The organism is Corallococcus caeni, from assembly GCF_036245865.1.
Taxonomy (GTDB): domain Bacteria; phylum Myxococcota; class Myxococcia; order Myxococcales; family Myxococcaceae; genus Corallococcus; species Corallococcus caeni.
In genome coordinates this window covers 466,305-484,292 of the sequence record NZ_BTTW01000001.1, presented here as the reverse complement: position 1 = coordinate 484,292, position 17,988 = coordinate 466,305, and the positions used below count along the sequence as shown (strand labels likewise).

Here is a 17,988-nt window from a genome sequence, read left to right as displayed (position 1 = left end):
AGTGGCGGGCGTGAAGGCCGGGGTCGAAGCTTTCTCCAAGGAGGCATTTAGTGCAGACCAGCTTCAAGACTGGTGACAAGGCGGTTTATCCGGGCCAGGGCGTCGGTGAGGTGATGGGCATCGAGCACACCGAGGTCGCCGGGCAGCGCCAGTCGTTCTACGTGCTGCGCATCCTGGAGAACGGGATGCGGATCATGATCCCCATCAACAAGGTCGGTTCGGTCGGCCTTCGGGAGATCATCAGCGAGGAGGACGTCAAGCAGGTCTATTCCATCCTCCGCGAGAAGGACATCTCCGTCGACTCCACCACGTGGAACCGCCGGTACCGCGAGTACATGGAGAAGATCAAGACGGGTTCCGTCTTCGAGATCGCCGAGGTGCTCCGCGACCTGTACCTGCTCAAGGGCGACAAGGACCTGTCGTTCGGCGAGCGCAAGATGCTCGACACGGCCCGCTCGCTGCTGATCAAGGAGCTGTCGCTGGCCAAGGATTGCTCCGAGGAAGAGGTCGAGTCCGACCTGAAGAAGATCTTCAACCTCGCCTGAGTCCCAGCGTGACGCGCGGCCCCACGCCGCCGCGTTCGCACCTCGCGCCCCGGGTTCCCTCGATGGAATCCGGGGCGTCGTGTTTTCAGCGTCCGGCATCCAGGCGTCCCGTGGCCCAGTCCTGAAGCACTGGTCCGACAGTCGGACCACCTGGGCAAGCCAAGCCTCCCGGGCCACTGCCGAATGAACTGGTCCGACAGTCGGACCAGTTGGGCAACCCAGGCCTCCCGGGCCACTACCGAATGAACTGGTCCGACAGTCGGACCAGTTGGGCGAGCCTGGCTTGGGGGCGGCGCGTCTGGCCTGATCAAGGCGCCTGAACTGCAAGCGCGGCCAGCTGTGCGCGGGCATCGGCGTTGTCGGCGTCGTACTGGAGGGCCGCGGTGAAGGCCGCGCGGGCGTCGGCGAAGCGCTGGGCCTTGGCGGCGTCCTGGCCGGTGCGGACGTACAGACCGGCGAGCTGGCGGCGAAGTCCGGCCCCCTGCCGGCTCCAGCCGTGGGACAGCTCCTGGTCCAACCGAACGGCGACGCCGAGCGCATCGAGCGCCCGGGGACGGTCCTGCTGCGACAGGGCGGCCCGAGCGGCGGCTTCCGCGACCTGGAAGCGGGTGATTTGCTGCACCAGGGGGGCCAGGTTCGCGCGCTTCGCCTGAGCCAGGGCCCCGGCGACATCCCCGGACTCGTAGCGCGAGAGGATGTCCGCGCGCTGGCGCTCATCCGGAGACCCCGACGGTTCGGCGGAGGGAAGGGCCTTCCGCCCGGACGCGGCGACGACCTGGCCCACATGCGCTTCACTCGTCTTCGAGGCCCCCGTGCTCGCATGCATGCCGCGAGAAATCTCCACGGCCCCGGGAGCCGCCTGTCCCGAGTGCGTCCCCCGCGCGATATCCGAAGCGCTGACGACCTTCGCGTCCCCCGTGCTCGCATGCATGCCGCGAGCGACGTCCATCGCGCTGGGCGTCGTCCCTTCACCCGCACCCGACACGGTGTGCTCGTGCATCCCACGGGCAACGTCCGTCGCACTCAGCCCAGTGGCCTCCCCGGCGCCGACGTCCGAGGCCTTCGCGGGAGCCTCCGCCTCCACGGCACGGGCCTCCTTCGCGGGAGCCTCCGCCTCCACGGCACGGGCCTCCTTCGCGGGCGCCTCCGCCCCGGTGTCGCGAGCGTCGTCCGCGGGGGGCGCCGGAGTCGCGGGGGACTTGCTCGGAGCGCCTTCCGCCGGGGTCCGCGCGGGAGTCCGGTCCGCCATCCGCACGGCCACCACGCTGATCAACGCCGCCACCGCGGAGCCCACCACGGCCGCCGCTACCGCCACCGCCACGCCGTTCAGCGGACGCTTCACCTTGCGAGGCCCCAGCGGATCCAGCGACGTCCGGCTCACCGCCGGCCCGGCCCCCGAACCGCGAAGCCGCAACGTCGCGTTGCCCAGGCTCAGCTCGTCTCCGGGCCGGATCTCCACCTCGCCCTTGATGCGCAGGCGGTTGACGAACGTGCCGTTCTGGCTGCCCAGGTCGCGCACGGTGAAGGCGTTGCCCCGCCGGGTCAGCTGCGCATGGCGCCGGCTGATGGACGCGTGCTGGAGCCTCAGGTCCGACGTTGACGACCGGCCCAGCGTGATGGAGCCCTGGTGCAGGGGGACGAGCTGGCCCGCGCCCGGCCCGCGCTCCACGTACACGAACGCGGGCGTCACGCCCGGATCTGAATACTCCTTCGCCCAGTCGTACCGGGGCGACAGCTCCCGGTCGGACTTCGACCGCTCGCCCGGCCCGCGCCGCTTCACCTTCCGGGGGCCCGCCGGATACTGGGGCACGCGCTGCGGGCGCGGATCATCCGCCTGGAGGGGGGAAACCTCGTCGTCGTCGAAGGGCAGCTCCTCCGGGTCGTCCGAAGACGCCTGCTGCCCGGGAGGGCGGGGAGGGCGCGGCGGACGCTTCGGATTCGGCGGAGCCATGCGGCGATTCTCCCTATCCGACGCTTCCAACGCCAAGTGCTGGCCTGTGTGGGACCCGGGATCCTAGAGTGTGTATCGCGTTGCGCAAGTGCCGCGCCCGCCCTGTTCCCAAAGGAGGACCTTCCACCGTGGCCCCCTCATCCATCCGGCTCTTCAACACGATGTCCATGCAGAAGGAGCCGCTGGAGCCGCTCGTGCCCGGCGAGGTGAAGGTCTACGTCTGTGGGCCCACGGTCTACAGCTACATCCATATCGGGAACGCACGCACCTTCACGTCGTTCGACGTGGTGGTCCGCTACCTGCGCTACCGGGGCTTCAAGGTGACGTACGTGCGCAACTTCACGGACGTCGACGACAAGATCATCAAGGCCGCGCACGAGACGGGTGAGGAGCCCGTGGCGCTGGCCTCGCGCTTCGTGGAGGCCTTCCGCGAGGACGTCCACGCGCTGCACCTGCGCGAGCCGGACGTGTCCCCGCGCGTGAGCGAGACGATCCCGGAGATCGTCGCCATCATCCAGACGCTCGTGGACAAGGGCTACGCCTACGAGGCGAAGGGCGACGTGTACTTCGCCGTCGACAAGGACGAGGACTACGCGAAGCTGTCCAAGCGCAACCTGGATGACCTGTGCCAGGGCGAGCGCGTGCAGCCCGGCGACCTCAAGCGCCAGCCGCTGGACTTCGCGCTGTGGAAGGCGGCGAAGCCCGGTGAGCCGTCGTGGGACAGCCCCTGGGGCAAGGGCCGGCCGGGCTGGCACATCGAGTGCTCCGCGATGAGCGAGAAGTTCCTGGGCCGCACGTTCGACATCCACGGCGGGGCGTTGGATCTCATCTTCCCCCACCACGAGAACGAGATCGCCCAGAGCGAGTCCGCCACCGGCCAGACGATGGCGAAGTACTGGATGCACTGCGGCTTCCTGGACCTGGAAGGCGCGAAGATGTCCAAGTCGCTGGGCAACGTGGTGCGCCTGCGCGACGCGCTCGCCAAGGTGGACGCGGAGGCCCTGCGCTTCTTCTTCCTCTCCACGCACTACCGCCACCCGCTCACCTTCGCTGAGAAGTCGCTCCAGGACGCCGAAGGGCGCATGGAGTACTTCTACGAAACGCTGCGCAAGGTGGACGAGCGCGTGGCGGGCAAGGACTTCGGCAAGGGCCCCCTGCACGGCGACCCCGCGCGCTTCCTCACGGAGTTCGAGTCCGCCATGGACGACGACTTCAACACCGCGGGCGCGCTGGGCGCGCTGTCGGGCCAGTTCGGCCTGATGAACGAACTCACCGACAAGCCGCCCGTGAAGGACAAGCCGCTCGTGGGCCGCACGCTCCAGGCGCTGCGCGAACAGGTGCGCGAGATGTCCCGCGTCCTGGGCGTCTTCGAGGACGACCCGGGCGCGTGGCTCCTGCGCCGCCGGGATCGGGCGGTGCGCGAGCGCGGCATCGACGTGGCGGAGGTGGAGCGGCTGCTCTCCGAGCGGACCGCCGCGCGCGCCGCGAAGGACTTCGCGAAGGCGGACGAGGTGCGCGGGGCCCTCAAGGCCCTGGGCGTGGACATCATGGACACGCCTGCTGGCACCTCCTGGAAGGTGGCGGCGCCCGCCGCCTGAAAACCCGCTGGGGGGCCCCGTGCGGCCATGCTACGCACGGGGCCATGAGGCTCCTCCCCGCGCTGTTCGTTTCGCTGTGCTCGGCGTCCGTCCTCGCGGCGGGCGCGCCCACCGTCACGCCGCAGGAGAAGACGGCCGAACAGGCCATCACCGCGGACCTGCTGCGCGCGCACGTGCGCTTCCTGGCGAGCGACCTGCTGGAAGGCCGCGGCCCGGGCACGCGCGGTGACGCGCTGGCGCAGGAGTACATCGCCACGCAGTTCGAGGGCCTGGGCCTCAAGCCGGGCGCGGAGGGCGGGAGCTACTTCCAGCGCTTCGACCTCATGGGCATCAACAGCCACCCCGGCACCATGACCTTCCAGGCGAAGGCGGGCCGCGTGGAGCTCCAGCCGCGCGAGGACTTCATCGCCGTGTCCGGCGTGCAAGCCCCGGCGGCGAAGCTGGACGCGTCCGAGCTGGTGTTCGTGGGCTACGGCATCGTCGCGCCGGAGTACCAGTGGGACGACTTCAAGGGCGCGGACCTCAAGGGCAAGACGCTGGTCATCCTCAACAATGATCCGGAGGACGACCCGCGCCTCTTCGCCGGCAAGGCGCGCCTCTGGTACGGCCGCTGGGACTACAAATACGAGCAGGCGGCGAAGACGGGCGCGGCGGGCGCCATCATCATCCACACCACGCCCAGCGCGGGCTACCCGTGGCAGGTGGTGCGCACGTCGTGGACCGGCGAGCAGTTCGAACTGCCCGCGGGGGACGCGCCGCGCCTCCAGGTGAAGGCGTGGACCACCGAGGACGCCACGAAGCAGGTGATGAAGCTGGCGGGGCAGGACCTGGACGCGCTGCGCGCCGCCGCGCAGAAGCGCGACTTCCACCCGGTGCCGCTGGGCGTGACGCTGTCCGTGAGCCTCACCAACGAGGTGCGCCGCCGGCCCACCGCCAACGTGCTGGGCCTCCTGCCCGGCAGCGACCCCACGCTGGCGAAGCAGGTGGTGCTCTACAGCGCGCACCATGACCACCTGGGCAAGAAGGACGACGGCAAGCCCGGCGAGGACGTCATCTACAACGGCGCGCTGGACAACGCGGCGGGCGTGGCCGCGATGCTGTCCGTGGCCCGCGCCTTCACCGCGCTGCCCACGGCCCCGCGCCGCTCCATCCTCTTCGCCGCGGTGGCCGCGGAGGAGTACGGCCTGCTGGGCTCCGCGTACCTCGCGGGGCATCCGCCGGTGCCCGCGGGCCGCATCGCCGCGAACATCAACGTGGACGGCGGCAACGTGCTGGGCCGCACCCGCGACATCACCGTCATCGGCCTGGGCAAGTCCTCGCTGGACGGCTTCGTCACCGCGATGGCGAAGACGCAGGGGCGCACGGTGAAGGCGGATCAGCTCTCCGACCGCGGGTTCTTCTACCGGTCGGATCAATTCAACTTCGCTCGGCAGGGCATCCCGGCCGCCTACTTCGGCAGCGGCATGGACTTCATCGGCCGGCCGGAGGGGTGGGGCAAGGCGCAGCGCGGCCAGTGGGAGGCGAAGCACTACCACCAGCCCTCCGACGAGGTCCGCCCGGAGTGGGACCTGTCCGGCGCCGTGGAGGACACCCGGCTGTTCTTCCTGGTGGGCGCCCAGGTGGCGAAGGCCCCGGAGATGCCGGTGTGGAACAAGGGGGACGAGTTCGAGGCCGCCCGCCTGAAGTCCCTGGAGGCACTGAAGGCCCCGCCCGCGAAGTAGGCGGGCGCCCCGTCCTTTGCCGGACGGACGTGCACGAAGGTTCAGTACACAGACGGCGGGGATGTTAGATCTGTCCTCTATGCCGGAGTTCGAACTCGTCAGTGAGCACAAGCCGCAGGGTGACCAGCCAAGGGCTATCGGGGAGTTGACCGAGGGCCTGCTTCGCGGCGACCGCTACCAGACCCTCCTGGGCGTCACCGGCTCAGGCAAGACGTTCACGATGGCGAACCTCATCGCCAACGTGAACCGGCCCGCGCTGGTCATCGCGCACAACAAGACGCTGGCGGCGCAGCTGTACGGCGAGTTCAAGGCGCTCTTCCCGAACAACGCCGTCGAGTACTTCGTCTCGTACTACGACTACTACCAGCCCGAGGCCTACGTCCCGTCGACGGACACCTTCATCGAGAAGGACTCGTCCATCAACGACAACATCGAACGGATGCGCCACTCGGCGACGCACAGCCTGCGCACCCGCAACGACGTCATCATCGTGGCCAGCGTGTCCTGCATCTACGGCCTGGGCGCGGCGCGCAGCTACGTGGACCTGGCCATCCGCGCCACCGTGGGCGAGGACATGGGCCGCGACGGGTTCATGCGCAAGCTGGTGGAGGCCCAGTACGAGCGCAACGACCTGGACTTCCACCGCGGCACCTTCCGCGCCCGCGGCGACACCGTGGAGGTGTTCCCCGCGTACGAAGAGGAGCGCGCCGTGCGCGTCAGCTTCTTCGGCGACGAGGTGGAGCGCATCACCGAGTTCGACCCGCTGCGCGGCCAGACGCTGGGCCAGCTGGAGAAGATCGTCATCTTCCCCGCCAGCCACTACGTCGCCGGCGCGGACGCGCGCCAGAACGCCATGCGCACCATCCGCGAGGAGCTGGCCGAACAGCTCCAGAAGTTCAAGGCGGAGGGCAAACTGCTGGAGGCGCAGCGGCTGGAGCAGCGCACCATGTTCGACCTGGAGATGATCGAACAGGTCGGCTACTGCAACGGCATCGAGAACTACTCGCGCCACTTCACCGGACGCGCGCCGGGGGAAGCGGCCCCGTGCCTCATCGACTACTTCCCGCGCGACATGCTGGTCCTCATCGACGAGAGCCACCAGACGGTGTCCCAGATTGGCGCCATGTACCGCGGCGACCGCGCCCGCAAGGAGACGCTGGTCAACTTCGGCTTCCGCATGCCCAGCGCGCTGGACAACCGCCCGCTGAAGTTCGTGGAGTTCGAGGAGATGGTGAAGCAGGTCGTCTTCGTCTCCGCGACCCCCGCCGAGTACGAGCTGCAGAAGTCCAAGGGCGTGGTGGTGGAGCAGATCATCCGCCCCACCGGCCTCACCGACCCGGAGGTGGAGACGCGCCCCGCGGGCAACCAGGTGGACGACCTGCTGGAAGAGGTCCGCGTGCGCGTGTCGCGCAACGAGCGCGTGCTGGTGACGACGCTCACCAAGCGCATGGCGGAGGACCTCACCGAGTACTACAGCGACGTGGGCGTGAAGGTGCGCTACCTGCACTCGGACATCGACGCCATCCAGCGCATGGCCATCATCCGCGACCTGCGCCGGGGCGAGTTCGACGTGCTCGTGGGCATCAACCTCTTGCGCGAGGGCCTGGACATCCCGGAGGTGTCGCTCGTGGCCATCCTGGACGCCGACAAAGAAGGCTTCCTGCGCAGCCACGTGTCGCTCATCCAGACCATTGGCCGCGCGGCGCGCAACGTGAACGGACGCGTCATCATGTATTCGGACCAGATGACCGACTCCATGAAGCGCGCCATGGAGGAGACCACCCGCCGCCGCGACATCCAGCGCGCGTACAACCTGGAGCACGGCATCACGCCGCGTTCGGTGAAGAGCAACATCACCGACTTCACGGAGAACATCCCGGACTACGACGCGGGCGCGGGCGCGCTGCCCATGGCGGCGGAAGGGGAGAACGACCTCCTGGAGCCCAAGGAGATCAAACGCCTCATCGCGGAGTTCAGCGCCGACATGCTCAAGGCCGCGGACGAGATGCAGTTCGAGAAGGCCGCTGAGTTCCGCGACCGCGTCCAACTGCTCAAGGACATGGACCTGGGGCTCAAGCCCGCCTCGCGTTCGCTCTTGCGCGCGCCGCCCAAGGCGGTGGATCAGCCCGGCACCACCCCGAAGAAGGGGAGGGGACGCGGACGTCCGTCGGCGTCGTCGGGTAGCGGTTCCTCGGGGGCGCCCGGCCGTTCGCGGTCGCGCAAGAACTAGGACCCGCCATGGACATCCGGCTGCAGGAGAAGCTGGACGCGCTGCCCACCGAGCCCGGCGTGTACCTGATGAAGGACAAGCGCGGGACCATCATCTACGTGGGCAAGGCCGTGAACCTGCGCAGCCGCGTGCGCAGCTACTTCAACCGCTCCGGCGACACCCGCGTCTTCGTGTCCCTCTTGGACACGATGCTGGGCGACCTGGAGACGGTGCTCGTCCACAACGAGAAGGAGGCCCTCCTCCTTGAAAACGAGCTGATCAAGAAGCACAAGCCGCGCTTCAACGTCCTGCTCAAGGACGACAAGCAGTTCATCTCCCTGCGCCTGGACCGCACCCAGCCGTTCCCCCGGCTGGAGGTGGTGCGCAAGTACGAGAAGGACGGCGCGCGCTACTTCGGCCCGTACTCCAGCGCGGGCGCCATCCGCGAAACGCTGCGCCTCATCAACCGCTTCTTCCGCCTGCGCACCTGCACGGACCACGTGCTCGCCAACCGCAAGCGGCCGTGCCTGCTGTATCAAATCGGACGGTGTCCGGCGCCCTGCGTCCACCCGGTGTCCCCGGAGGACTACCGCAAGAGCGTGGACGAAGTGGCCATGTTCCTGGAGGGCAAGGCGGGGCAGCTCATCGAAGGCTTACGCCTGCGCATGAAGCGCGCGGCGGTGGAGCTGAAGTTCGAGGAGGCCGCGCGCGTCCGCGACCAGTTGCTCGCCATCGAGCGCAGCCTGGAGCGCCAGAAGGTGGCCACCACCGACTTCAAGGACCAGGACGTCTTCGCCCTGTATCGCGAGGGCGACCGCATCCTGTTCTACGTGCTGCACGTGCGACAGGGCCGGCTCAACGGCGGCCAGGCCTTCCCCTTCGGCAGCCAGGAGTTCCCGGACGACGAGCTGCTCGCGTCGTTCGTGAACCTCTACTACGACCAGGGCGGCTTCGTGCCGGAGGAGGTGCTGCTGCCCCTGGAGCCCGGCGACGGCACCGACGGCCTGGAGGCCCTGCTCTCGGAGCGCAAGGGCGAGCGCGTGCGCGTCTTCGTCCCCAAGCGCGGGGAGAAGCACGAGCTGGTGAACATGGCGGTGAAGAACGCGGAGCAGGCGTTCATCGAGCGCAAGCGCACCAAGGACGAGACGGACACGGTGCTGTCACGGCTCCAGTCCAAGCTGGGCCTGCGCAACTTCCCGCGCCGCATGGAGTGCTACGACATCTCGCACTTCCAGAGCTCCTCCATCGTCGCGTCGCAGGTGGCCGTGACCGACGGCGAGACGGACAAGTCGCGCTACCGCAAATACAAGATCAAGACCGTGGACAAGCAGGACGACTTCGCCAGCATGTACGAGGTCATCACCCGCCGGCTCAAGCGCGGGCTGGAGGACAACGACTTGCCGGACCTGCTCGTCATCGACGGCGGCAAGGGCCAGCTCGCCAGCGCCCACGCGGCCATGAAGGACCTGGGCGTGGAGGGCGTGGACGTGGTGGGCCTGGCCAAGAGCCGGGATCAGGAGGTCTTCGACCGCGACACGGAGAGCGCGAAGAGCCCCGAGCGCGTCTTCGTGCTGGGCCGCAAGGACCCCATCGTCCTGCCCCAGAACTCGGCGGAAATGTTCATGCTCACGCGCATGCGGGACGAAGCCCACCGCTTCGCCATCACCTTCCAGGGCAAGTCCATGCGCAAGAGCGCCATGCGCTCCGCGCTGGAGGACATTCCCGGCGTGGGCGAAGGCCGGCGGAAGATGTTGCTGCGCCACTTCGGTTCTCTCAAGCGGGTGGGTGACGCCAGCATCGAGGAGCTGGCGGAGGTCGTGGGCCCGGCGATGGCCGAGCGCGTCCACGCGGGCCTGCATGGCGACCCCGAGGACGACACCGAGGACCCCGTGCGCGAGGCGTCCCTGGATGACGCCTCCGAACCCGTGCACGAAAAAGCGGATGGAGGGTCGCCACCCGGTGCGGCATGATTAAGTTCCGCTTCGGACGCCGGGGGGACTGGCCGCTGGAACCCGCGACGTTCCTAGGGTTTTTCATTGCGACCATGCTCGGCGCTGATTTATAGCGGTTGAAGATCCGAGCACGTTTGAAGAGGACGAGGGACCGACATGAGGCTGTATCCGAAGGTGATCCCGATCATCTCGCGCGAGGCCATTCAGCAGCTCATGCAGGACGGGGACATCGAGGTGGAGCCGATGCGCGTGGCCGACGCCGAGATGGATCTCTCCGCCATCATGCGCGAGTACCTCGCCAACGAAGAGCGTGTGAACCAGGCGACGCGCGAGGCCCTGGAGCGTCGGGGATATGACTACTCCAAGTTCAACCAGGTGAAGCGCGAGATGGCGGACGTGCGCGGCTTCAAGATGGGGGACGAGGGCATCGAGTACGTCATCAACCAGATGATTGAGTTCCTCCTCATCAGCCGGAACGTCGAGGAGGTCTACTCCCCCGACAACGTGCTGCGTCAGAAGATGTTCCAGGGCATGAAGAAGCACCTGGACGTCGACGACGAGATCGACAAGGAGGCCCGCTCGCGGCTGAAGCACCTGCAGGAGGGCACGAGCGCCTTCGACATCGAGTACAACAAGACGGTCGAGCAGATCCGCCGCGCCCGCGGCCTGATTTAGTCCCGGGGCGTGCCACGGCCCGCTCCGCTGCCTACCTTCAACTTCAAGGGAGGCAGCGTCGATGGCGGGTCCAATCACGAGCATCTTGCTGTCCGGGTTCCTGGCGGCGGCGCCAGGGGGCGACGGGTTCACGTTCGAGGGCCGGGAGGCCAGCGCGAGGACCGAGCAGCCGGACGGGTACTACTTCCAGGGTCCTCTGCCGTACAGTGACCTGACCGAGCGGGGCACGGGGCAGGTGTCCTTCTCCGTGCAGGACCGGGTCGGCCTGGCGAACGCGACCTTCGGCGACAAGGCCCGGCTCTCCGCGAGCCTGCGCATTGGCGGCGCGGACTACCGCGTGGAACTCACGCAGACGGGCTTCCCACCCAGGCAGGCCATGTCGCGGGCGCCCGCCGGGCCGCTCCCGCCGCCGCCGCCGCACCTGATCGAGGGCGGCGTGCTGATGGGCACGTCCATCTACGGGGAAACAGGCATTGGCTGGCGCGCGACGACGCGCGCGCACGCGGCGATGGCCGTCTGGGGCATTGGCAGCGTGTGGCGCAACGGGACGCTGGTGACGGACTCGGCGTTGATTCATGCGGCGGCGCTGGACGCGGGCACGTACTCGGATGACGACACGAAGCGGCTCTTGCGCGAAGCGCGGCCGGGGGACGCGGAGGTGGTGGTCCTGGCGTGGAACCTGCCGCCGGAGGTGGAGCCGCGCGGGTTCATCCAGTTCGTCTTCGACAACGTCTCCATCAACGTGGACGGGACGCGCGTGCCGTCCGTGCCGGTGGTGCCGGTGACGGGGGACCTGCCCGCGTCGCTCGCGTCGCTGACGCCAGTGGCGCCCACTGCGTTCCCGGCGGCGGTGCCCCCTATGTCCCCGCCGCATTTCGCTCCGGCCACGGGAGGCAGCGGGACCGCGGGAACGACGGCCGGAACCACGGGCGTGGGCGCGGCGGGGACGACGACCATCACCCCGCCCACTGCGAACGCGTTGCCGTCCGAGGGGCCCTCGACGTTCAGCGGCACCTTCGCACCGGCGGCGCCCTCCGAGCCGCCGGCGGTGGTGTCGGGCGTGCAGCCCGGCTCCAACGCCACGGTGGGGCAGGGAACCTTCACCACGCCGCCGACGGTGGCGGGCGTGTCCGTGGGCGGCTTCACGACGCCGCAGGTGTCCGCGCCGGACTTCAACGCCTTCGTGGGCACCAGCCAGGTGAGCCCGGGCATCCTCGCCACGGTGCCGCCGCTGACGCAGTCCTCCGGCACGCCCGCGTCGCCCATCCTGGGCACGCCCGCGCCGCTCAACACGGGCACGCCGGGACCGCTGCTGGGCACGCCCGCGCCGCTCAACGCCGCTCCCAGCACCGCGCTGCCCGCCACGCCGGCCCCGGCCAACGCCGCGCCCGCCACGGGTGCCGCGGCCCCGGCGGCCACGGGCGGTGCCGCGGGGCCCGCGCGCTGACGGCGGGCTTCGCACCGGCGGGTGGGGGGATGGAAAATTGACCGGACGCTACGTGCCTGTAGCGTCCGGGGCATGCCCTCTTCCGTCGCAGCCCTCGCCACCTCCGCGATGTTGCGCCGCACCGACCCTGTTCGCGGGGCGGTGGAGCGCCTGGCCCGGACGCTGCCCGCTCGCGCGGATGCAAGCGTCCTGCTGGACTTCGTGGAGGATGACCTCCGCGAGGGCCTGGATGCCCTGGGCGATGTGCAGGCCCACTTCCACGACCTGCTCCTGACCCTCCACCGCGAGACGCTGACGCCGGTCGCCCTGATGAACGCGGGCGAGGACCTGCACGTGCTCCAGCGCCTGGAGGACCTGCACGAGGTGGTGACGCACCTGCGCCGCCGCCTGTCTCAGGCCGCCGGGATGGTCCGCAACGGCTGACGGCCGGGCGCTACCGCGAGCTCGGGTGGCGCACCGCCGCGTTCAACGAGACCCTGCCGGTTCGAGGCCACCGTCGGAGTCCCGCAGGGCCTCCGCGGGAGCCGCCAGGGGCTCCGTTACCACTTGAGGTCTTCCTTGCCCTGGGCCTCCATGGGCTTTTCACCGGGGCGCTTCACTCCGGACAGGGTGAGGCGCACGGCGCCCAGGTCGATGGCGCCCACGGCGGCCAGCGGGAGGCGGCGCTCGTCATCGGTGATCCACACGTGCACGTCGCGCGTCTGCGACGGCCGGTCCAGGCGCACGGCGGTGCCGGCCAGGTGCCACGCGTCGAACTCGCCCAGGGGCAGCGACACGTGCTCGCGCTCCACCACGGTGGCCGTCATGCGCCACATGCGGCGGATGCCGTACACGTCGAAGCAGACCGGCAGGTCCTTCTTCAGCGGCAGCTGGCGGATGAGGTAGATGGCGCCCGCGACGTCCAGGCCGTCCTTGTCGAACGCGTAGTCGAAGTGGCCCTTGGGGCGGTCCCCAATCTGGTAGTCCACCTTGACGCTCTTGTCCTGCGCGCCGAAGTCCACGTTCACCTTGCGGCGCTGCTCGTTCTCCACGGCCTCCTCGGTGTAGCGCGAGGGGCGCAGCGTCTTCGGGTGCAGGTAGCTGGTCGCGCTGCCGCGCACGCGGCGCACCTTGGAGAACAGCGTGTTCGTCTGCGCCTCCACCAGCACCGGCAGCGAGCCGTTCGCCGGGCGCTGCACGCGCATGGTGAGCTTGCCCGCCTTGGCGCCCATGGCGTCCATGTCGAACTCGAGCATCTCCCCCGGCTTGAACGCCAGCGGCGAGCGCAGCGTGGGCAGGCCCTGTTCACACGGCTTCACCGCGACGACGGGCTCGCCGGGCGCTGCGGCGGCGGCCGCGTCGCCGGTGTTCTCCGGTGCGTCCGCGGGCTTCGCGGCGTCCGCGGGAGCGTCCGTCGCGGGCGCCTTCGTGGAAGGGCTCAGGATGGACTTGAGCGGGAGGGGCCGGGCCTCCTGGGCCTGACCCGGGATGGCGCTGAAGGCGCTGAAGGCGAGGCAGGCCGCGACGAGGTTGCGCATGGTGTTCATTCTGCTTCCTCCCAGGGGGGAGTGACTACGGGGTTCCCCCGGAAGTCCGACGTCCGGAGCGCTTCGCTTCTTCAGCCGCCTGCCGCTTCACGATGCGCTCGGTCACTTCCTTGCGCACCGCTTCCCACTCCGCCGGGTCCCGGGAGATTTCGTACCCGGACTTCGCCAGCCGCTTCGCCGCCGTCCGGGCGAAGGCGCCGTCGCCCAGCGACGTGAGCAGGCGCAGGTATTCGTAGTCCTCCAGGCCGTCGCGGATGTGTTTCAGCCGCAGGGACACCACGGGCTGGTGCTCCGTGCCGCCCAGCTTCGCGGGGGTGCCCGGGTAGAAGAGGGTGCCGTCGCCGTTGCCGCCGAACTCGAAGAGGTCCGTCCAGACATCCTTCTTCGTGTTGTAGGCAAAGACGGTGTCGAAATAGAGCTCGCCGTCCACGCCGCTCTCGAAGGCCAGCACGCCCATGGCGCGGTTGAGCGGGGCGGGGTGGTCCACCATGTACGAGGCCCAGTCGCTGTAGGCCTTGTCCAGCGCCTTGTCCGGGGGCGGGCCGCCCGTGCAGCCGTGGGCCATACAGCTCTGGTACCACCACACCTTCGCGCGCGACGGCAGCCGCGTGCGCGCGGTCGCGGTGTTCGCCACCGTGCGGCACGTCTGCGGTCCCTCGCGCGGGTAGAAGCAGTTGATGATGGGCGTGAGGATGTCCACCGACCCGTTGAACGCCGGATCCAACGCCGTGGTGACGAGCACGGGGATGGTGCCGCCCGCGTCATGCACGCGCTTCGCCTGCGCCTTCACCAGCGGCACGTCCGCCGCCTTGGGTTCGTCCTTGGCGTAGAAGAAGAGCTGCGCCTTCCAGCCCTTGTCCTCGAAGTGCTTCTGGAAGGCGCGGTAGTACGCCGTCTTCTCCGCGTCCGTGGAGGCCTTGCGGTTGTCGCGCACGTCCGCCGTCGTGAAGCGCGCGCCGGAGGGCAGCAGCGTGCCATCCAGGAAGGGCCCCATCTCCGCGTCGTACGCGCTCCAGTCCAGCACCGCGCGGCCGTCCTGGAACCTCACCGGCGGCGGATCCATGCCCATGCCGTGCGCGCTCACGCGGTGCTCCAGCAGCGCCTTGCCGTACGCGCGCAGCAGCGCCTTCGCCTCCGGCGAGTCCGCCGGGATGCCGTGCCCCTTCGCGATGCTGTACAGCGAGATGCCGAAGCTGTTGGGCAGCGACGACGTCGCGGGCAGCTCGAACGGCCGCACCTCCACCGTGAAGGGAACGGCCGGCAGGTCCTTGCCGTCCGCCGCCGCGCTCAGGCTCCCCGTATAGGTGCCGGGGGCCTGCTTCGCGGGGACGCAGACCTCCACGTAGACGACCGTCGGGTGCCTGGGATTGGCGGGCGCCGACAGTGGCACCAGCGCGTCGGGCCACGGGCCCGGCTTGCCCTCGCCGTTGGAGGGCGTCTTCACGTCGAGGTACGCCTCGCGCCACGCGTCCACGGTGAGCGGCGCGCCCGGCCCCTTGAGGGCCAACGGCTGCATCGTCACCCGCGTCACGCCCTGGGGGAGCACCAGCTGCGTGCCCTCGCACTCGCCCCGGGCCGCGCTGAGGCGGGCCTCCTTCGCGCCCTTCGGCGTCGCGTCCGGCCGCACCTTCACCAGCGGCGACACCACCTGCACGCCGCCCGGCGCGGCGGAAAGCACCGCCGCCACTGCCCATGCCCAACCCACGCCCATGCCCCCTGCCTTCCCCTGGTTGGTGGACGACGCCTCAGTCGTCCGAGTTGTCCGCCCGGGCCACCGTCACCACGCGGCCCGGCTTGTAGTCGGTGAGCTCCGCCACGATGGTGCCCAGCGCGAAGTCCGCCTCGATGCGCACCGGCACGTGGTGGGCGTCCGCGCTGAGGTACGCGACCATGTCGCGCTTGGACTCCAGCTTGCCGCCAAACTCGGTGTGCACGCGCACGCGGAAGGTGTCGCGCGCGCCCGCAGGCGTGGAGACCGTCTCGCGGCCCTCCACCGTGGCGCGCAGGTTGAACTGCTTGCTGCCGGTGAAGACGGGGTACTCGAAGGAGCGGCCCACCGTCAGCTCCTGGCCGCGCAGCGCGAACGTCGCGCCCGCCACGTCCAGCGTGCCCTGGGGCAGCGCGTGGTCGGACTCGCGCGGCGGGTCGTTCTCCTTCTGCTTGATGACCTTCGCGCCGGTGCCGTCCGCCGTGAGCTGGATGCGCTGGCGGCGGCGCTTGCGGTTCTCCTCGGAATGCAGGTCGCTGCCCGTCACCCGCTGGGCGCCCGCGTCCCAGTACGACACGAAGCGGCTCTTGATGGGGTAGACGCCCACCAGGTCGTCGGACTTCGCCGTGGACACGATGGGCCACACGCTCTGGCCCCACTGCGTCATGGGCGCACCCACCGTCACCGTCGCGGTGCCGGCCGTCAGCCCCAGGTAGCGCACCCGGTACTGGGCCTGCTCACCCGGGCCGAACGCCGTCCCGGTGGGCTCCTGGGCGTGCGCCAGCGCGGACCCCATGAGTCCCACCACCGCGGCCGTGAACCCCCAGCTGGACAGACTGCGCATCGGGTGTGCTCCCTTGCTTGCAAGTTAGGTGGCCGGCCCGCCCAAGCCAACCGTGCTGCGCAACCGCCCCCACCACCGGACATTTCCAGGACGGACGGCCGTGGGACAGCATTCAAAGCCGTCCGGCCGCCCTCCGGGCACGCCGGGAAACGACAGGCGGGGGACGGAAAGGCGGCCCGCAGGGGTACACGCCTGCACGGGCCGCTGACAAATGGCGGACAGTCCTCCGCGCCCGCCTGGATGCCCAGCAGGGCACTCCCGGACGGGGTGCGCGGTGCTAGCGTCCGGACCCATGGCCAACGACTTCCACTTCGACGACGACGACTTCGCGAAGGACGCGGGCGCGGGGACCGGCAGCCGCGTCTTCGACGAGTTCGACTGCCCCGGCTGCAACGCCAACAACCCCGTGGACGACACGTTCACCGACGGGGACGAGGTGCGCTGCAACTACTGCGGCTGCGAGTTCAAGGCCCTGGTCAACCAGGAGGGGCGGCTGCGGTTCCGGGAGCTGTGAGCGCGCCCGGACGCGCCCGTTGCTAGGCGCGCTCGCCGAAGATGGCGGTGCCCACGCGCACGGCGGTGGCGCCCTCCAGGATGGCCTGCTCGAAGTCGTGCGTGGTGCCCATGGACAGCGCCGTCAGCGCATGGGCCGACGCCAGCTCGCGCAGCCGCGCGAAGCCCTCGCGCATCCGCGCCACGTCGTCCGTGGGCGGCGGCAGCGCCATCAGCCCCACCACCTGGAGGTTCGGCAGCTCGCGCACCTGCGCCAGGAAGCCGCCCAGCGCGTCCGGCGTGAGCCCGTGCTTGGTGTCCTCGCCGCCCAGGTTGAGCTCCACGTAGCAGGGCAGGGGCGCGGAGCCCGCCCTCCGCTTGGACAGCTCCGCGGCGACGTCCAGCCGCTCCAGCGCGTGGAAGGCGTGCGCGACGCGGGCCACGTACTTCACCTTGTTCGTCTGCAGCGAACCGATGGCGTGCCAGCGCAGGCCGTCCAGGTCCTTGAGCTCCTCGGCCTTGTCGCGCAGCTCCTGGGCGTAGTTCTCCCCGAAGTCGCGCTGCCCCGCGGCGTACGCCTCGCGGATCAGCACCGAGGGCTTGAGCTTGGACACCGCCACCAGCGTCACCGACGACTCCGGCCGCCCCGCGCTCGCGCAGGCCTTCGCCACGCGCTCGCGCACCCGCGCCAGGTTGTCCGCCACGCTGTTGCTCATCGCCGGCCTCCGGGCCAGGGCAGGGGGACGCCCACCCGGCCGAGCAGCGCCAGCGTCTCCCCCAGCGGCAGGCCGACGACGTTCGTGGGGCTGCCGTCGATGCCCTGCACCAGGAAGCCGCCCTTGCCCTGGATGGCGTAGGCGCCCGCCTTGTCCAGGGGCTCGCCGGTGTCCGCGTACCAGGCGATCTCCTCCGGGGAGAGCGCGCGGAAGGTCACCTGTGTGCGCACGACCTCGGAGGCCTGCGCGCGGCCCGCCACCGCGATGCCGGTGAAGACCTCATGGATCTGGCCGGACAGCCGGGTGAGCATCTCCCGCGCCTCCGCCGCGTCCCGGGGCTTGCCCAGCAGCTCGGACCCCAGGGCCACGGTGGTGTCCGCGGCCAGCACCCACGCGTCCGGGTGTCGGGTGGCGACCGTGCGGGCCTTCTCCACGGCCAGCCGGTGCACGTAGTTCCGCGCAATTTCTCCGGCCATCGGCGTTTCATCGATATCCGCCGCCGCCACGGTGAAGCGAAGGCCCAGCTGGGCCAATAAATCCTTGCGCCGGGGCGAGGCGGAGGCGAGAACGAAGAGAGCGGTTGGATCCATGGGCGGGTGCGAGA

15 protein-coding genes are annotated in these 17,988 nt (G+C 69.9%); 9 read left to right on the top strand and 6 right to left on the bottom strand.

Features of this window, described 5'->3' with window-relative positions:
* Positions 1-50: 50 nt before the first annotated feature.
* Positions 51-545 carry a CarD family transcriptional regulator gene (locus AABA78_RS02035; protein ID WP_014398206.1) on the top strand — a complete coding sequence of 165 codons (495 nt, stop codon included), beginning with the start codon at positions 51-53 and terminating at the stop codon, positions 543-545.
* A 307-nt stretch (positions 546-852) separates the two neighbouring features.
* On the opposite strand, the gene AABA78_RS02030 is transcribed toward AABA78_RS02035, so the two are convergent.
* Complete coding sequence (locus AABA78_RS02030) at positions 853-2,496, bottom strand: FHA domain-containing protein (protein WP_338261384.1); 1,644 nt, start codon at positions 2,494-2,496, stop codon at positions 853-855.
* Between the two features lie 128 nt (positions 2,497-2,624).
* Here AABA78_RS02030 and cysS point away from each other — a divergent pair, with 128 nt between their 5' ends.
* From cysS to AABA78_RS01995, 7 genes are all read left to right on the top strand, one after another.
* A complete protein-coding gene (gene cysS / locus AABA78_RS02025) occupies positions 2,625-4,094 on the top strand; it encodes a cysteine--tRNA ligase (protein WP_338261383.1) in 1,470 nt (489 codons plus the stop codon).
* A gap of 44 nt (positions 4,095-4,138) precedes the next feature.
* A complete protein-coding gene (locus AABA78_RS02020; protein WP_338261382.1) occupies positions 4,139-5,815 on the top strand; it encodes a M28 family metallopeptidase in 1,677 nt (558 codons plus the stop codon).
* A 79-nt stretch (positions 5,816-5,894) separates the two neighbouring features.
* The gene (gene uvrB / locus AABA78_RS02015; RefSeq protein WP_338261381.1) at positions 5,895-8,045 is read left to right on the top strand and encodes an excinuclease ABC subunit UvrB; all 2,151 of its coding nucleotides are present in this window, start codon (positions 5,895-5,897) and stop codon (positions 8,043-8,045) included.
* A gap of 8 nt (positions 8,046-8,053) precedes the next feature.
* On the top strand, positions 8,054-9,994 hold the full coding sequence (uvrC, locus tag AABA78_RS02010) for an excinuclease ABC subunit UvrC (protein WP_338261380.1): 1,941 nt from the start codon (positions 8,054-8,056) through the stop codon (positions 9,992-9,994).
* 138 nt (positions 9,995-10,132) lie between these two features.
* Positions 10,133-10,651: a DUF507 family protein gene (locus tag AABA78_RS02005; RefSeq protein ID WP_120527258.1), complete on the top strand. Its 519-nt coding sequence runs from the start codon at positions 10,133-10,135 to the stop codon at positions 10,649-10,651.
* A gap of 61 nt (positions 10,652-10,712) precedes the next feature.
* Complete coding sequence (locus AABA78_RS02000) at positions 10,713-12,098, top strand: hypothetical protein (protein ID WP_338261379.1); 1,386 nt, start codon at positions 10,713-10,715, stop codon at positions 12,096-12,098.
* Positions 12,099-12,170: 72 nt separating this feature from the next.
* Positions 12,171-12,521, top strand: a complete 351-nt coding sequence (locus AABA78_RS01995) for a hypothetical protein (protein WP_171413027.1) — start codon at positions 12,171-12,173, stop codon at positions 12,519-12,521.
* Positions 12,522-12,637: 116 nt separating this feature from the next.
* On the opposite strand, the gene AABA78_RS01990 is transcribed toward AABA78_RS01995, so the two are convergent.
* Genes AABA78_RS01990 through AABA78_RS01980 form a run of 3 tightly spaced genes read right to left on the bottom strand, consistent with a single transcriptional unit; the run spans position 12,638 to position 16,176 of the window.
* Positions 12,638-13,624, bottom strand: coding sequence for a DUF3108 domain-containing protein (locus tag AABA78_RS01990; RefSeq protein ID WP_338261378.1), 987 nt, complete (start codon positions 13,622-13,624; stop codon positions 12,638-12,640).
* Positions 13,625-13,649: 25 nt separating this feature from the next.
* A complete protein-coding gene (locus tag AABA78_RS01985; RefSeq protein ID WP_338261377.1) occupies positions 13,650-15,335 on the bottom strand; it encodes a DUF4091 domain-containing protein in 1,686 nt (561 codons plus the stop codon).
* A 34-nt stretch (positions 15,336-15,369) separates the two neighbouring features.
* Positions 15,370-16,176, bottom strand: a complete 807-nt coding sequence (locus AABA78_RS01980; protein WP_171413024.1) for a DUF3108 domain-containing protein — start codon at positions 16,174-16,176, stop codon at positions 15,370-15,372.
* 292 nt (positions 16,177-16,468) lie between these two features.
* Here AABA78_RS01980 and AABA78_RS01975 point away from each other — a divergent pair, with 292 nt between their 5' ends.
* Positions 16,469-16,690, top strand: a complete 222-nt coding sequence (locus tag AABA78_RS01975) for a hypothetical protein (protein ID WP_171413023.1) — start codon at positions 16,469-16,471, stop codon at positions 16,688-16,690.
* Between the two features lie 22 nt (positions 16,691-16,712).
* Here AABA78_RS01975 and AABA78_RS01970 read toward each other — a convergent pair whose 3' ends face one another.
* Both AABA78_RS01970 and AABA78_RS01965 read right to left on the bottom strand, forming a co-directional pair.
* A complete protein-coding gene (locus tag AABA78_RS01970) occupies positions 16,713-17,384 on the bottom strand; it encodes a YggS family pyridoxal phosphate-dependent enzyme (protein WP_338261375.1) in 672 nt (223 codons plus the stop codon).
* Positions 17,381-17,974: a Maf family protein gene (locus tag AABA78_RS01965; protein WP_338261374.1), complete on the bottom strand. Its 594-nt coding sequence runs from the start codon at positions 17,972-17,974 to the stop codon at positions 17,381-17,383. Before AABA78_RS01965 ends, AABA78_RS01970 begins: the two co-directional genes overlap by 4 nt.
* Positions 17,975-17,988: the final 14 nt, after the last annotated feature.

Bases quoted from the DNA above. Each gene is read 5' to 3' on its own strand.
- AABA78_RS02030 (WP_338261384.1), bottom strand. From the start codon at position 2,496: ATGGCTCCGCCGAATCCGAAGCGTCCGCCGCGCCCTCCCCGCCCTCCC.
- AABA78_RS02020 (WP_338261382.1), top strand. From the start codon at position 4,139: ATGAGGCTCCTCCCCGCGCTGTTCGTTTCGCTGTGCTCGGCGTCCGTC.
- uvrB (WP_338261381.1), top strand. From the start codon at position 5,895: ATGCCGGAGTTCGAACTCGTCAGTGAGCACAAGCCGCAGGGTGACCAG.
- uvrC (WP_338261380.1), top strand. From the start codon at position 8,054: ATGGACATCCGGCTGCAGGAGAAGCTGGACGCGCTGCCCACCGAGCCC.
- AABA78_RS02005 (WP_120527258.1), top strand. From the start codon at position 10,133: ATGAGGCTGTATCCGAAGGTGATCCCGATCATCTCGCGCGAGGCCATT.
- AABA78_RS02000 (WP_338261379.1), top strand. From the start codon at position 10,713: ATGGCGGGTCCAATCACGAGCATCTTGCTGTCCGGGTTCCTGGCGGCG.
- AABA78_RS01995 (WP_171413027.1), top strand. From the start codon at position 12,171: ATGCCCTCTTCCGTCGCAGCCCTCGCCACCTCCGCGATGTTGCGCCGC.
- AABA78_RS01990 (WP_338261378.1), bottom strand. From the start codon at position 13,624: ATGAACACCATGCGCAACCTCGTCGCGGCCTGCCTCGCCTTCAGCGCC.
- AABA78_RS01985 (WP_338261377.1), bottom strand. From the start codon at position 15,335: ATGGGCGTGGGTTGGGCATGGGCAGTGGCGGCGGTGCTTTCCGCCGCG.
- AABA78_RS01980 (WP_171413024.1), bottom strand. From the start codon at position 16,176: ATGCGCAGTCTGTCCAGCTGGGGGTTCACGGCCGCGGTGGTGGGACTC.
- AABA78_RS01975 (WP_171413023.1), top strand. From the start codon at position 16,469: ATGGCCAACGACTTCCACTTCGACGACGACGACTTCGCGAAGGACGCG.
- AABA78_RS01970 (WP_338261375.1), bottom strand. From the start codon at position 17,384: ATGAGCAACAGCGTGGCGGACAACCTGGCGCGGGTGCGCGAGCGCGTG.
- AABA78_RS01965 (WP_338261374.1), bottom strand. From the start codon at position 17,974: ATGGATCCAACCGCTCTCTTCGTTCTCGCCTCCGCCTCGCCCCGGCGC.